12 protein-coding genes are annotated in these 15184 nt (G+C 72.3%); 9 read left to right on the top strand and 3 right to left on the bottom strand.

What is annotated here, in order from left to right; genetic code table 11:
- Positions 1-90 precede the first annotated feature (90 nt).
- The 6 genes from ACOOHE_RS16100 to ACOOHE_RS16075 all read left to right on the top strand — a co-directional run bounded on the left by ACOOHE_RS16100 (position 91) and on the right by ACOOHE_RS16075 (position 7796).
- A complete protein-coding gene (locus ACOOHE_RS16100) occupies positions 91-3627 on the top strand; it encodes a methylmalonyl-CoA mutase family protein (RefSeq protein WP_420455101.1) in 3537 nt (1178 codons plus the stop codon).
- A gap of 2 nt (positions 3628-3629) precedes the next feature.
- Positions 3630-4640: a DUF91 domain-containing protein gene (locus ACOOHE_RS16095; protein WP_420455100.1), complete on the top strand. Its 1011-nt coding sequence runs from the start codon at positions 3630-3632 to the stop codon at positions 4638-4640.
- Positions 4641-4685: 45 nt separating this feature from the next.
- Complete coding sequence (locus ACOOHE_RS16090) at positions 4686-5315, top strand: Uma2 family endonuclease (protein WP_420455099.1); 630 nt, start codon at positions 4686-4688, stop codon at positions 5313-5315.
- 87 nt (positions 5316-5402) lie between these two features.
- Positions 5403-5963, top strand: coding sequence for a hypothetical protein (locus ACOOHE_RS16085; RefSeq protein ID WP_420455098.1), 561 nt, complete (start codon positions 5403-5405; stop codon positions 5961-5963).
- Positions 5964-6276: 313 nt separating this feature from the next.
- Positions 6277-7260, top strand: coding sequence for a M23 family metallopeptidase (locus tag ACOOHE_RS16080; protein WP_420455097.1), 984 nt, complete (start codon positions 6277-6279; stop codon positions 7258-7260).
- Between the two features lie 317 nt (positions 7261-7577).
- Entirely contained in the window at positions 7578-7796 is a 219-nt protein-coding gene (locus tag ACOOHE_RS16075; RefSeq protein WP_095513779.1) for a DUF2795 domain-containing protein, read from the top strand.
- A 182-nt stretch (positions 7797-7978) separates the two neighbouring features.
- Here ACOOHE_RS16075 and ACOOHE_RS16070 read toward each other — a convergent pair whose 3' ends face one another.
- Both ACOOHE_RS16070 and ACOOHE_RS16065 read right to left on the bottom strand, forming a co-directional pair.
- Positions 7979-8197, bottom strand: coding sequence for a hypothetical protein (locus tag ACOOHE_RS16070; RefSeq protein ID WP_420455096.1), 219 nt, complete (start codon positions 8195-8197; stop codon positions 7979-7981).
- A 229-nt stretch (positions 8198-8426) separates the two neighbouring features.
- Complete coding sequence (locus ACOOHE_RS16065) at positions 8427-10832, bottom strand: ATP-binding protein (RefSeq protein ID WP_420455095.1); 2406 nt, start codon at positions 10830-10832, stop codon at positions 8427-8429.
- Positions 10833-11069: 237 nt separating this feature from the next.
- Here ACOOHE_RS16065 and rlmD point away from each other — a divergent pair, with 237 nt between their 5' ends.
- Positions 11070-12542, top strand: a complete 1473-nt coding sequence (gene rlmD, locus ACOOHE_RS16060) for a 23S rRNA (uracil(1939)-C(5))-methyltransferase RlmD (RefSeq protein ID WP_420455094.1) — start codon at positions 11070-11072, stop codon at positions 12540-12542.
- Positions 12543-12571: 29 nt separating this feature from the next.
- Here rlmD and ACOOHE_RS16055 read toward each other — a convergent pair whose 3' ends face one another.
- On the bottom strand, positions 12572-12985 hold the full coding sequence (locus ACOOHE_RS16055) for a hypothetical protein (RefSeq protein ID WP_420455093.1): 414 nt from the start codon (positions 12983-12985) through the stop codon (positions 12572-12574).
- A gap of 191 nt (positions 12986-13176) precedes the next feature.
- Between ACOOHE_RS16055 and ACOOHE_RS16050 the strand changes: the two genes are divergently transcribed.
- Positions 13177-13863 carry a YceI family protein gene (locus tag ACOOHE_RS16050; RefSeq protein WP_420455092.1) on the top strand — a complete coding sequence of 229 codons (687 nt, stop codon included), beginning with the start codon at positions 13177-13179 and terminating at the stop codon, positions 13861-13863.
- 69 nt (positions 13864-13932) lie between these two features.
- Entirely contained in the window at positions 13933-14934 is a 1002-nt protein-coding gene (locus tag ACOOHE_RS16045) for an NAD-dependent epimerase/dehydratase family protein (protein WP_420455091.1), read from the top strand.
- Positions 14935-15184 lie beyond the last annotated feature (250 nt).

The following is a 15184-nucleotide window of genomic DNA, read 5'->3' as shown; positions in this document are numbered from 1 at the left end:
GCGACACGGGGTCAAGAACGGTCTGTTCCGCGGCGCGTTCAAGTCCCGAGACCGTGCCCCGCACCCTTTTCGGACGCCCTTCCGGCCCCCATGTACACGCCCACGCACCCCGTCCGCTTCGTCACCGCCGCCGCGCTGTTCGACGGCCACGACGCGGCCATCAACATCATGCGGCGGATCCTCCAGGCGCAGGGCGTCGAGGTCGTCCACCTCGGCCACGACCGCTCAGTCGACGACGTGGTGCGGACGGCGATCGAGGAGGACGCCCAGGGCATCGCGATCTCGTCGTACCAGGGCGGCCACGTCGAGTACTTCACCTACATGGTCGACCTCCTGCGGGAGCGGGGCGCGGGCCACGTCCGGGTGTTCGGCGGCGGCGGCGGCGTCATCGTGCCGGACGAGATCGCCGAGCTCGAGGCCTACGGCGTCGCCAAGATCTTCTCGCCCGAGGACGGGATGCGGATGGGGTTGGAGGGCATGATCGAGTCGATGGTCCGGGCGTGCGACTTCGACCCCTTGGAGGGCATGGGGCAAGAGACATGGGGCACGGGGGGGGAGGCCGGGGGGGAGGCCTCCTCTGTGGTGACCGCCAGCGCGTTGGACGTCCAGACGGTGGCCCGAGCGCTCACGGCCGTCGAGCAGCGCGCGGCCCAACCGTCCGGCGATGGTTCGGCTCCGCTCACCACAGGCTCCGCTCCGTCGGTTGCCCCTGGCCCCACGCCCCGTGCCCCTGGCCCCCCGGTCCCCGTCGTCGGCATCACCGGGACCGGCGGGGCCGGCAAGTCGACGCTGACCGACGAGCTGGTGCGCCGCTTCCTGAACGACTTCCCGGACGTCTCGCTCGCCGTCTTGTCCGTCGACCCGACGCGGCGGCGGACGGGCGGGGCGCTGCTCGGCGACCGGATCCGGATGAACAGCCTGTACGGCGAGCACGCCGACCGCGTCTACATGCGGTCGTTCGCGACGCGCCAAGCTCACCGGGCCACGTCGGGCGCGCTCGCGGAGGCCATCGACGTGTGCCGCGCGGCCAGCTTCGACTTGGTCGTCGTCGAGACCGCCGGGATCGGCCAGAGCGACACCGAGGTGGCCGAGCTCGTCGACGTGTCGCTCTACGTGATGACGTCGGACTTCGGGGCGCCGACCCAGCTCGAAAAGATCGGGATGCTGGACGCGGCCGACTTGGTCGCGCTCAACAAGTTCGAGAAGCGCGGGGCCGAGGACGCGCTCCGCGACGTCAAAAAGCAGGTCCAGCGCAACCGCGGCGCGTTCTCCGAGTCGCCCGACGCGATGCCGGTCTACCCGACGATGGCGGCCCAGTTCAACGACCCCGGCGTCTCGGCGCTTTACCTCGCGCTCCTCGAAAAGCTCCGCGCGCACGGCTTCGACCGGACCTCGTCGCTGTTCAACGCCGACACGCTGCCGGCGCTCGACCCGTCCGAGCTAGCCGTCGTCCCGCCCGCGCGCCAGCGCTACCTCGCCGAGATCGCCGACACGTGCCGGACCTATCGCGACTGGGCCGAGGCGGAGGTGGCCACGGCCCGGAAGTGGGGCCAGGCCGTCGGCGCGCGCGAGCAGGTCGAGGCGTGGGCGCCCGACGACCGCGAGCAGGTCGCCGGCCGGCTCGACGAGATGGCCGCCCACTGGTGGTCCCGCCTCGATCCCCGCAGTCGCGCGATCCTGGAGAACTGGGACGCCGTCGCCGAGCAGTATTCGGGCGACGAGTTGGTCTACACCGTCCGCGGGCGCGACATCCGCCAGCCGCTGACGCGCGAGACGCTGAGCGGGACCCGGGTCCCCCGCGTGGCGCTGCCGCGGACGGAGGACCCGGGCGAGCGGCTCCGCTACGCGCTGCTGGAGAACCTGCCCGGCCACTTCCCCTTCACCGCCGGCGTCTTCCCGCTCAAGCGCGAGGGCGAGGACCCGACCCGGATGTTCGCCGGCGAGGGCACGCCCGAGCGGACCAACAAGCGGTTCCACTTAGTCAGCCTGGGCCTGCCGGCCAAGCGGTTGTCGACGGCGTTCGACAGCGTCACGCTCTACGGCCGCGACCCCGCCCCGCGCCCCGACATCTACGGCAAGGTCGGCACGTCGGGCGTCTCCATCGCGACGCTGGACGACATGAAGAAGCTGTACTCCGGCTTCGACCTCTGCGCGCCCACGACGTCGGTCTCGATGACGATCAACGGCCCGGCGCCCGCCATCTTGGCCATGTTCATGAACACGGCCGTCGACCAGCAGGTCGAGCAGTTCTTGAAAGACGAGGGACGATGGGAGGCGGCCGAGGCGCGCATCGCCGACGAGCTGGGCGACGACCGGCCGGCCTACGTTCCGTATGAGGACGGAGGACGGGAGACGGAGGACGGGGGCGCCGACCGGTCCTCGGTCCCCGGTCCTCCGTCCCTCCCGGAAGGCCACGACGGCTCCGGCTTGGGTCTGCTCGGCACGTCGGGCGCGGAGCTGGTGACGTGGGGGCTCCTCGCCGACGACGAGTACCGCGAGATCCGCCAGCGGGCGTTGCAGTCGGTCCGGGGAACGGTCCAGGCTGACATCCTGAAAGAAGACCAGGCCCAGAACACCTGCATCTTCTCGACCGAATTCTCGCTGAGGTGTATGGCCGATGTCCAGGAGCAGTTTATCGAGGAGGGCGTCCGCAACTTCTACTCGGTCTCGATCTCGGGCTACCACATCGCCGAGGCCGGCGCGAATCCGATCTCCCAGCTCGCGTTCACGCTCGCGAACGGGTTCACCTACGTCGAGGCGTACCGGGCGCGGGGGATGGACATCGACGCCTTCGCCCCGAACCTCTCGTTCTTCTTCTCGAACGGGATGGACGCCGAGTACGCGGTCATCGGCCGCGTCGCCCGGCGGATCTGGTCCGTCGCCATGCGCGAGCTCTACGGCGCGTCGGAGCGGTCACAGAAGCTGAAGTACCACGTCCAGACCTCGGGCCGGAGCCTGCACGCCCAGGAGATCCAGTTCAACGACATCCGGACGACGCTGCAGGCGCTGCTGGCGATCTACGACAACGCCAACTCGCTCCACACCAACGCCTACGACGAGGCCATCACGACGCCGACCGAGGAGAGCGTGCGGCGCGCGATGGCGATCCAACTCATCATCAACCGCGAGCTGGGGCTGGCCCAGAACGAGAACCCGATCCAAGGCGCCTACATCATCGACGAGCTGACGGACCTGGTGGAGGAGGCCGTGCTCCAGGAGTTCGAGCGGATCTCGGACCGCGGCGGTGTGCTCGGTGCCATGGAGAGCATGTACCAGCGCGGCAAGATCCAGCAGGAGTCGATGCTCTACGAGCACCGGAAGCACTCGGGCGAGCTGCCCGTCGTCGGCGTCAACACGTTTCTCCCGCCCAACGGCGCCGAGACGGCGACCGAGGTCGAGCTCATGCGCGGGACCGACGCCGAGAAGCAGCGCCAGCTCGACGGCGTCGCCCGGTTCCACCGCCGCCACGCTTCGGAGGCGCCGGCCGCGCTCGCCGAGCTCCAGCGCGTGGCCCGGACCGGCGGCAACGTGTTCGAGGCGTTGCTCGACACGGTCCGTGTGGCGTCGCTCGGCCAGATCACGGCGGCCCTGTTCGAGGTCGGCGGCCAGTACCGGCGGAACATGTAGCCGTGGCCGACGCGATCCGCATCTGGGGTGTCGAGGGCGACGCACTCACCGAAGTCTCCCGCCAGTCCGTCGACCTGGAGTCGCGGCTGGAGGACTGGATGGACTCCGACGTGAGCGTCCTCTCGGACGACCTCCTCGTCATCGGGAGGCAGCTCGACACGGACGGGGGCGGCACCCTCGACCTTCTCTGCCTCGACCGCGCTGGCGACCTCGTCGTTGTCGAGCTCAAACGCGGAAAGACGCCGCGTGAGGTCGTCGCGCAAACGCTCGACTACGCGGCTTGGGTCGCGGGGCTCTCCTACGAAGACGTCATCAAGATCGGCGACCAGACGTTCGGGGGGGCGGAGCGACTCGAAGCCGCCTTCCGCGCCCAGTTCGGCGAGGATCTCCCGGAGGTTCTCAACGATAGGCACCGGCTGTTGGTCGTCGCCAGCGAGGTGGACCCGCGCTCGGAGCGGATCATCCGGTACCTCGCGGAAACGCACGGGGTGCCGATCAACGCGATCACGTTCAACTACTTCCGCACGGGTGACGGTCGCGAACTCCTCGCTCGGACCCACCTCATCGAGCCTGATGAGGCGCGGATTGTGCGGAAGCCGGGGAGCAAGCGGCAGCGGGCCGCGACGCTTGAGGACCACAGGGAGCGGGCTGAACGGCTGGCCGTGCTCGACCTGTTCGACCGACTCGCGGACGGGATGTCTCACTGGTTCAACGCCTGGGCGGGCAAGACCGTGGTGTCCTTCGGACGCCGTGGAAAGTGGCTGGTCATGCTCCGCATCTTGACCACGAGAAGCGAACCGGGTGCGCTCTGGTTCGACAGTTTGGAGGACCGGCTCGGTCAGGAGTTCGGGCTCTCCCCGAGCGATGTCCGCGCGTTGCTTCCAGCCGACGTCCGATCTCTGGAGTCCGCCGCAGAGAACTGGGAGGGATGCACGGGTGCGTTCCGCGATGTCGCAGAGGTCGACCGCTTTCTCGCTGGGCTGGCCGAGGCGCCCCGCCAGCCCGGGACCTGAGGAGCGGCCTCGGACCGTACGTTGCCATCATCTTCCGCCGCCGCCATGTCTGCCGCCGTTCGACGCGACCGCCGCTACACCTGGGAGGAGTACCTCGCCATCGAGGCCGCCGCCGGCGACGGCGAGCGCTACGAGTACTGGGACGGCGAGGTCCGTCCGGTCCACGGGTACCACCCGGACGGAGTGACGGCGATGGCCGGTGCCGAGCCCGAGCACAACCAGCTCAAGGGCAACCTCACGCGAGAGCTCGGTCTCCAGCTGACTCCGCGCGGGTGCCACGTTTTCTCGTCCGACCAGCGGGTGGCCGTCTACGCCTCCCATCGGTTCGTGTACCCCGACGTCGTGGTGGCCTGCCGGCCGGAGTACGACGAGAGCCGGCCCCGGCGGCTCCTCAACCCGGACTTGGTCGTCGAGGTCCTCTCGCCGTCCACGGGCGACTCGGACGCGGGGGCCAAGCTGGCGACGTACACGGCCCTCCCGAGCGTCCAGGAGGTGTGGATCGCCGACCCCGGCCGCCCGCTCGTGATCCAGTACCTCCGGCCCGACGGCGGCGGCGACTGGCGGATGCGGGCGACCACGAGCCTCGACGCTGGGCTCCGGTCGGACGCGCTCGGCCTCGACCTCTCGATGGGCGACCTCTACGCGCTCGTGCTGGACGAGCCGGGCGCGGAGTAGGGCCACGTCCCCCGGCCCTCCCCTGATCCGGGGATGGCGGGGGACCGCCGGGACCGAGATCCTGAGTCGACTCACGCCCCGACTCCCATGCGCACGCTCCCCGCTCTCCTCGTCCTCGCCGTCTCGCTCGCCGCCTGCGACAGCTCCGGCGACAGCGGCGGGGCCGCCGCCGAACTGGCGTCGTCGAACGCCAAGGTCAGCCAGGCCCTCTCGGTCGGTCTGAGCGGCGGGGCCGGGGCCTTCGCCGAAGCCGCCCGGGTCCGGCCCGTCTACGACTGCCCGGGCGGCGGCTCCGTCGACGTGAGCCAGTCGGGGACCCGCTACTCGATGGCGTTCGACGACTGCTACGACGTCTCCGGCGCGTTCGACGTCGCGTCCACGTTCTCGACGTCGTCGTCGGCGGTGTCGGCCGCGAGCCGGCTCGACGGGGACCTCCGGGTGGCCGGCGGCTGCGACCTCGCGTACTCCGGCTTCCGCACGACGACCGAGACCGCGCTCGCCAGCAACGAGACCACGCTCCGCTACGACGGGTCCATCACGGCGTCGTGCCCGAGCGGGACCACCTCGTGCCGGTTCGACGGGGCCACGTTCGAGATCGGCGCCGACGGCAGCGGCGCGCCGGCCTCGCTCGACGCCTTCTGCGAGTAGCCGGCCCGCGAGCGGCCGGCGCACGGGGCCGGCGGAAGCACAAATCGAAACGGGGCAGGGCGTTCCGTGGAGAGATGGGGGAATCCCGGGGCGGGCAGTTGCCGAATCCACGAGGGACCGCCTATGTTGGGCCCGCCTGTGACAGCGCGTCCACCACCGGCGCGGGCTCCGCCCCGCCGAGCGCCGAGCACGGGGCTCCGGCCCGGTTGTTGCGGAGGGGGCGTGCGCACGGACACGCCGCCCCTCCGTCCGGCCGCCTTCCCCCCGGGGGGGCCGCACCGGGGAGCCGCACCACCGCCTCCCGCTGCACTCCATGCCCGACAATCGCTTTTTCTACTACGACCACGACGCCTGCACGTTCGTCGAGGTCGAGCCGAGCCGGAGGGGGCTCTGGCTGAAGGGCGGCGCCGTCCTGTGCCTCTCGCTCGTGCTCAGCGCCGTCGGCGTCGGCGTGCTCGCGACCGTGACGACGTCGCCGGCCGAGGTGGCCCAGGCCGAGGAGATCGACGCGCTCCGGGGCCAGCTCGCCTCGGCCCACTCCCAGCTCACGTCGTTCTCCGACGAGCTCGAAGACCTCGCCGAGACCGACCGCGAGATCTACCGAACGGTCCTCAACGCCGAGCCCATCTCGGAGGACGAGTTCCGGCTCGGCGTGGGCGGCGCCGAGGACGCCCGGTTCGCCCGGTTCTCGACGCCGACGGCCGAGCTCCTGACCGAGACGGCCGAGACGTTCGACCGTCTCGAGCGCCAGCTCGAGCTCCAGAGCCGGTCCTACGACGAGATCCGGAGCCTGGCCAGCCAGCGCGACGCCGTGCTCCGCCAGCAGCCGGCCATCCTGCCCCTCAAGGGGGCCCGGCTGACGTCCGGGTTCGGCATGCGCTTCCACCCGATCCTGCGCGTCTCGCGGATGCACGCCGGCGTCGACTTCCCGACGCCGGTCGGGACCCCGCTCTACGCGGCCGGCGACGGGCGCGTCAGCTTCGTCGGGACCAAGAGCGGGTACGGCAACGTGGTCGAGATCGAGCACCCGCTGGCGGGCAAGCTCACCCGCTACGCCCACCTCTCGCGCGTGGCCGACGGCGTCCGCGAGGGGACGCTCGTCCGGCGCGGGCAGACCGTCGCGTACTCCGGCAACACGGGGCTCTCGACGGCGCCCCACCTCCACTACGAGGTCCGCCGGCTCGACGAGGCCCGGACGCCGATCAACCCGGTGGCCACCTTCGTGCCCGACGTCACGCCGGACCAGTACCGCGAGCTCTTGGAGGCCGCCCGGTCCCAGACGATCTCGTTCGACTAGGGCTCGCGGGGACGAGGGAGCGGGCAGGGGGACGCGGGGTGAGCGGGCCCCTCGGGGGCCCCTGAACAACTGTTTGGCGAGGCGTCCCCAACGGAGTCCTCCCTCCCCGCCTGCGCGGGGAGGGGGAACTCCGCAGGCGGGCTCCGCTTCACCAAGCAGCTTCTGAGAACGGGGGCCGGCGGGGAGAGGCGGATTCGGCCCGCCCGCGCGTCGTCCGTCTCCGCGGGAACCTCATCCGTTTCCGCCATTGCATTTCCCTGGGGCCGGCCCTATCGTGCCCGCCCGACACCCCCCTCTCTCTCGACCCCGCAGACCGTATGTACTGGACGCTCGAACTGGCCGCGACGCTGGAGGACGCGCCCTGGCCGGCGACCAAGGACGAACTCGTCGACTACGCCGACCGGACCGGCGCCCCGGCCGAAGTCATCCAGAACCTCGAGGAGATGGAAGACGACGGGGCCCCCTACGAGAGCATCGAGGAGGTCTGGCCGGACTACCCGACCCACAACGACGACTTCTACTTCGAGGACGACTGACCGGCCGCCTCTCGGGAGGGCCCGACCGCGACGAGCCTCCGGCCCACCACAGGCCGGAGGCTCGTCTACAAGGAGGGCGCGCCACGGGCGGCGCGAGCGCGAGGGCTCGGATGTGGCCCCTCGCGGCTCGGAGTCGCCGACCGCGGTCGGCCCCCCAGGTCGCTCCTCCTCGGAGCGAGGGGTCAGGCCGCGAGGCCGGCCGAGGCCGACGCGAACGCGCCGAGCGCGTCGTCGACGAAGTGGCGGCCGGCGCGCTCGGCGGCGTGCGGCGTGCAGAAGTCCGCGGCGGAGGCGTGGAGCGTGAGGTCGTGGTCCCCGACCTCGAAGGCGAACCTGCGGTCCGCGGCGTGGAGGCGGAGCTCGAAGCCACGGTGGGCGAACACGGCGCGGGAGGAGGTCACGGAGGCGAGGCAGGCGTGGGTCACGGTCCGGGGGGAATATCGGGGGGACGGGAACGCCTTTTGAGAAACCGGTGCCCGTACGCGGGAGACCCCGTCTGGTGGCCGGGTTTGTCCGTGCCCGCGTGACACGGAGGGGCCGTAAACCGCCCGGGTCTCAGCGCGGGACCCGCGTTCCGGTCTAGGCCGCGCCAGGACGGCCCCCTCCGCGGCTGGCCACCGACGCCCACGGTCAGGCCGGCGCCGTCAGCGCCGCGAGCGCCTCTTGGGCCGCCTGGCGGAACCGGCCGAGCCCGTCGTCGAGGGCTCGGACGGCGGCCGACACGTCGGCCCCGTTGCGGACGTCGCGCTCGATCTCGAAGGCGGCGTGGGCGAGCGCGTCGGCGCCCAGCGTCCCGCAGGCCGACTTCAGCTTGTGGGCGGCCGAGGCCGGCTCGCCGTCGGTGAGCTCGCGGCGGAGTGTCGGCTCGGTGCGGAGGTAGGCCTCCAAGATCTCGGTCGCGAGCGCGTCGTCGCCGTCGGCGAGCGCGCGGAGGTGGGCGATGATGCCGGCCGGCCCCAGCGCCTCGCCGAGCACGGGGGTCTCGGCGGTCGGGCCGGCGCTGGGGCCGGCGGTCGGCTCGGGGGCCGGGCGCGACGACGCGGGAGCCGCCCCGGAGGGCGGACCGCTGTGGAGCCGGGCCAGCTCGGACCGGAGGTCGGCCAGGCGGACGGGCTTGGTCAAGAACCCGTCCATGCCGACCTCGCGGCACCGGGCGGCGTCCTCCGAGAACGCATTCGCCGTGAGCGCGACGACGCGGGGCTGGCGCTCGGCCGGGAGCGTCTCGCGGAGCTGGCGGGTCGCCTCGATCCCGTCGAGGACGGGCATCTGGAGGTCCATCAAGACCAAGTCGTAGGCCGACGCCTCCAGGGCGTCGAGCGCCTGGGCGCCGTCCTCGGCCACGTCGGGCGTGACGCCGAGCCGCGCGAGCAGCCCGACGGCCACCTTCCGGTTGACCTCGTGGTCCTCGACCAGGAGCACCCGAACGTTGGTCGCGATGGGCTCGCGCGGGCGGGGCTCGGCCAGGACCTGCGGGCCCTCGGTGAGGTGGGCCATCAGGTAGGCGAACCGGTCGGCCCCGACCGGCTTGCCGAGGACGGCGTCGAACACGCCCTCCGGGACGGCGTCGCTCCCGATCGGGGCCAGGAGCACGACGGGTTGCCCGCGTCGGCCGTGCTCGGCGCGGAGCCGGTCGGCGAGGTCGCGCGCGCCGCCGCCCGCGACGGCCGCGACGTCGTAGCGCCCGCCGCCGTCGGCCCACGCGAGGGCCTGGTCGGGCGTCGCGTGGGCGACGACGTCGAGCCCGTGGCGCTCGGCCAGGACGGCGACGGCCGCCCGGGCGCCGTCGTGGGGCTCGACGAGCAGGAGCGTGCCGGCCGGGGCCGCTGGCGCCGGCGGCCCCTCGGCCACGGGGAGCGGGATCGTCACGGTGAACGCCGACCCGGCCCCGACCTCGCTCTCGACCCGGACCGTCCCGTTCATCTGCTCGACCAACCGCTTGGTGATCGCGAGCCCGAGCCCGGTCCCCCCGAAGCGCCGCGTCGTCGAGGCGTCGACCTGGGAGAACGAGTCGAACAGGCGGTCGAGGTGGTCGGCCGGGATCCCGATGCCGGTGTCGGAGACCCGGACGATGACGTCGACGTGGGCCCAGAAGCGGCGGGCGTCGAGCCGGAGCGTGACCGTCCCGGACGGGGTGAACTTGACGGCGTTGGCGAGCAGGTTGAGCGCGATCTGGCGGAGCCGCGCCCCGTCGGCCAAGACGACCGCGGGGACGGACGGGGAGAGGTGACAGACGACCTCGAGTCCCTTCTGGGCCGCCACCGGCGCCACGACCGTGACGGCCTCGTCGGCCAGGGCCTGGAGCCGGACGGGCTCGGCCTCGAGCTCGAGCCGGCCGGCCTCGATCTTGGAAAAGTCCAGGACGTCGTTGATCACGCCGAGGAGCGCCCGGCCCGACGCCTGGATCGTGTCCACGCAGTCGCGCTGGTCGGCCGAGAGCGGCGTCGTCGCGAGCACGTCGGTCATCCCGATGACGCCGTTGAGCGGGGTCCGGATCTCGTGGCTCATCGCAGCCAGGAACTCGGCCTTGGCGCGGGCTGCGTCGAGTGCCTCCTCCTTGGCGTCGTGGAGCGTCTGGAGCGACTGGAGCCGGGCCCGGGCCACGAACACGCCGAGGGCCCCGAGCGAGCCCAGCGTGGCCAGGAACGCCCCGGGCGGGACGCCGGGCTCGGGGATCGTCGCCAGCCCGACGGCCATCGCCCCGACGAACAGGCCCGTGTAGACGGCCAGCAGCCGCGGCGTCTGGATCCCGGCCGAGCACCCCAAGAACACCAGGATCACGCTGAACGCCGACGTCGGGGTGAGCCCGCCGCCCGTGGCCACGGCGATCTGCCACGCCGAGACGACGAAGAACAGGGCGTAGATCAGCGTGTAGGCGTGGCGCCGGACGGCCGCGCTCGTGAACGTGAGCACGCCGACCGACAGCGCCGACAGCCCGATCGCGAGCCGACCAGCCCGGGGGTCGACGGCTTCCGGCGCCCCGAACTGGTAGAGCCACCCGACGGTCAGGAGCGCCACGCCGCCCACGAGCAGGAGCACCCGGTACGTCCAGAGGGGCAGGGGAGAGGCGGGAGACGGCACGGAGCGGGCGTTTCGGAGCGGGGCCGGCGGTTTGGTAACCGCCCGGTCCCCGCCGAGCGGTGGGAGGAGCCAGTGGGCTTCGACGCAAACCTCGGTCCAGCGATCCGCCGTGTCCACCCCGCCCGGACTCCCCCATTCCTCACCCGCGCCGACGGCGCCCCGCCGGATCTTCCCCGTCCGCCCTTCCCCGCGCTCATGCCTGCCGACGTTCTCGCCCCCTCCGACCTCAAGCGCGGCCGCGAGGTCGAGCTCACGCTGGAGGCCTTCGCCGACCGCGGCAAGAGCCTGGCCCGCGTCGCCGGGCCCGACGGGGGGCGCGGCTACGTCGTGTTCGTGGCCGGCGCCGTGCCCGGCGACCGCGTCCGCGCGCGCGTGTTCAAGCGGAAAAAGGGGTTTGCGGAGGCCCGGCTCCTGGAGGTGCTCGACCCGAGCGACTTGCGGACCGAGCCGCGCTGCGAGTACTTCGAGGCCTGCGGCGGGTGCAAGTGGCAGCACGTCCAGTACCCGGCCCAGCTCGCGATGAAGGGCGAGGCGGCGGTCTCGGCGCTCGCGCGCGCCGGCCTCGACCTGGGCGCCGCCGACGTCCGCCCGCCGCTCGGGGCCGCCGGCCACGACGGGTCGGGCGGGACGTACTTCTACCGGAACAAGATGGAGTTCTCGTTCTCGGCCATGCGCTGGCTGACCGACTGGGAGGTCGCCTCGGGCGAGGAACTGGACAAGCGCTTCGCGCTCGGGCTCCACGTGCCGGGCCGGTTCGACAAGGTCTTGGACCTCAAGGCGTGCTACCTCCAGAGCGAGTGGAGCGCCCGGCTCGTCAACGGCGTGAGGGCGTTCGCCAAGCGGCACCACTGGGCCCCGCTCCACCCGCGCGAGCACACGGGGTTCCTCAAGATCCTGGCCCTGCGCACGCCGGCCCACACCGACGACCGGATGGTCAACCTGGTCACGAGCCACCACGACCCAGAGCGGATGGCGGCGTTCGCCGAGTTTCTCCGGGCCGAGTTCCCCGAGGTCACCACGTTCGTCAACACGGTCAACTCGGGCGTGGCCCAGACGGCGTTCGGCGAGGCCGTCCACACCGTCTTCGGGCCCGGCGTGGTCCGCGACCGGATCGGGCCGCACACGTTCGAGATCGCGTCGAACGCCTTTTTCCAGACCAACACGGTGGCCGCCGAGGCGCTCTACGCGGTGGCGAAGGACTTCGCGAACTTGAAGGCGACCGACGTGGTCTACGACCTCTACTGCGGCGCCGGCACCATCTCTCTGTTCGTCGCCGACGCCGTCGAGAAAGTGGTCGGCGTCGAGCTGGTCGAGGAGGCCGTCGAGAACGCCCGCGCCAGCGCCGCCGCCAACGGCGTCTCGAACTGCACGTTCGTGGCCGGCGACATGCTGGAGCTGTTCAAGCCGGACCTGGTCGACGAGCACGGCCGGCCCGACGTCCTCATCGTGGACCCGCCGCGCGCCGGGATGCACCCGAAGGTGGTCGGCCAGATCGCCCACCTCCGGCCCGAGCGGATCGTCTACGTGTCGTGCAACCCACAGACGCAGGCCCGCGACCTCGCGATGTTGCAGGAGGCCGCGGCCTACACCATCGAGGCCGTCCAGCCGGTCGACCTGTTCCCGCACACGCACCACGTCGAGAACGTCGTCGGCTTGCGGCTGGCGTAGGGCCGCGTCGACCTGGCGCCGGCGGGCGGCTACGGGGCCACCGGGATCGGCTCGTTCTCGGTGGTCGAGGCGGGGACGCTGCCGTCCTCGCTCGGCGGCGGCGGCCGGTCGGCGAGCCACAGGCCGAGGACGAGGATCGTGGCGAGCGCCAGCCCGCCGTGCGCCACGATCACCCAGCCGGGCCACGGCTCGTCTTGGAGCTGGCGCGAGAACAGGTAGGCCCCGCCGGCCGCGACCACCAGGAACGAGACCAGGATCCACCACCCGGGGCCGGCCTCGACCGTCGCCAGCCCGACCGCGAGCAGTACGATCCCCGACAGGGCGAAGAAGCCGTGCGCCAGCCCCATCGCCTTTCCGCTCTTCTGGCCTCGGAAGTGGAGGACGGCCATCGTCAGGCCCAAGACGGCGGCGGTGGCGAACGCGAAGATCGAGATGACGTACATGGCAAGGAGGGGAGAGGCCGACCTGTACGGCCACCCCCGGCCGCGCAGATCCCGCCGGCCGCAGCCTCGGGCGGGCCCTGAGGGGCGGGGCGTCGGGGGGATCTTTCTTTGTTGGAACAGGTAAGTGGCGAGTGACCCCGCGCATCTGACCGGCGCGGACCCGTCCGCTCGTATCACCCACCCCTACGACCATGATCCTGCGCACCTTGCTGGCCGGCCTCCTCGCCGTCACCCTCGCCGCGTGCGGCGGCGACGACGCCGTTGCCACCGACGCCCCGCCGGCCGACGACGTCTCGACGGCCGGCACGCTCGTCGACGCCCCGGCCATCGCCGCGGGCACCTACGCCATCGACGCATCGCACTCCCGGGCCGAGTTCCGAGTCCGCCACCTCGGCATCTCGACCGTCTCCGGCACGTTCTCCGACCTCAGCGGGACCGTCACCGTCGGCGACGGGCTGGGCTCGCTCGCGGCGACGGCCGTCATCGACGCCTCGACCATCTCGACCGAGAACGACGACCGCGACGACCACTTGCGCAGCGCCGACTTCTTCGACGTCGCCCAGTACCCCGAGATCACGTTCACGAGCACGGGCGTCCGCCCCGGCGACGGCGGCACGTTCACGCTCCTGGGCGACCTGACGATGCACGGCGTGACCCGGCCGATCGAGCTCGAGACCGAGTACGTCGGCGCGGCGACGAGCCCGCAGGGCGTCGAGAAGGTCGCGTTCACGGCCGAGGCCGAGATCAACCGGGCCGACTGGGGCCTGACCTGGAACGCCCCGCTCGAAGCCGGCGGCGTCGTCGTCAGCGACGAGGTCACGCTCCGGCTCGACATCGAGGCCGACCGCCAGGCCGAGGCCGCCGCGCCGGACGCCTAGAGGAATCAGGGGCGAGGAAACAGGGATCAGGGGGCGGAGCGTCTCTGCCGTCCTGATCCCCGTTTCCTGATGCCCGATCCCTCCGCTCCCGTCGCCTTCGTCACCGGGGGCACGGGCTTCGTCGGGAGCCACCTCGTCGAGGAACTGCTCGGGCGAGGGGTCGCCGTGCGCGCCTTGGTTCGCAGCGACCCCAAGTGGCTCGCCGGCCTGGACGTGGAGACCATCCCCGGCGACCTCCACGACGCCGATGCGCTCCGCCGAGGCGTCTACGGGGCCACGCTCGTCGCCCACGTCGCCGGGCTGACGCGGGCCCGCACGCAGGCCCCGCTCGACCGGGCCAACGTCGACGGGACGCGCGCCGTGCTCGACGCCGTCCGCGAGTCGGGCGGGGCGCCGCGCGTGCTCGTCACGAGCAGCCTGGAGGCGATGGGCCCCAACCGCGTCGGTCCCAACGGGCTCGCGGTCCCGGCGACCGAGGCCGACGTGCCGCAGCCGGTCTCGATGTACGGCGTCAGCAAGGCCCGGATGGAGGACGCCGTCCGCCGCGAGTTTTCCGACCTGGGCGTGACCGTCGTCCGCCCGCCCGCCGTCTACGGCCCGCGCGAGGCCGACCTGCACGAGATGGTCAAGGGCGCCGCGCGCGGCCTGTTCCCCATCGTCGGGAGAGCCGACGTGCCGCGCGTGTCGATGGTCTACGTGGCCGACCTGGTGCGGGGCATGGCGGACCTGGCCGAGGCGCCCGACGCGGCGGGCGAGACGTATTTCGTGGGGACGCGCGGGTACTCGTGGGCCGAGGTCCGGGCCGCCGTCGAGGCGGCGGTCGGCCGCAAGACGGTGGCGGTGCCGATCCCGGGCCGGGTGATCGGGGCGGTCGGCGCCTTGGCGGAGCGGGTCGGCGGCCTGTTCGGGACGCTGCCGCCGCTGACGGCCGACAAGGCGGAAGCGGCGCGGCACGCCTGGGTGTGCTCGTCGGAGAAGGCGGCGGAGTCCGTTGGCTACGCGCCGCGCGTGGGGCTGGCGGAGGGGTTCGCCCGGACGGTCGCGTGGTGCCGCCAGCACGAGTGGCTGTAGGGGGACGTCGGCGACCGACGACCAGCGGTTCGAGGCCGAGACGGCGGCGGGCGCGGTCACGGCCGGGCTCACGGTCGTCCGGTAACACTCGGGCCGGTCGGGCGTTCACCGGCCTCCCGCCGTTCTGGGCGAGCCGGGTCTGCAACTGCGGAACCTCGAAGCAGCGGACGAGACTCGATTACGTACAGTCGGTACGCGAAGATGAGATCCGATGGTGCGGGAGTACTACACGATGAGGTCACGAGTAACA

The sequence above is a fragment of the Rubrivirga sp. genome, assembly GCF_965213695.1.
In the GTDB taxonomy this organism is placed as follows: Bacteria; Bacteroidota; Rhodothermia; order Rhodothermales; family Rubricoccaceae; genus Rubrivirga.
The sequence above is the reverse complement of the archived record's forward strand: the minus strand, read 5'-3'. Positions and strand labels throughout refer to the sequence as shown.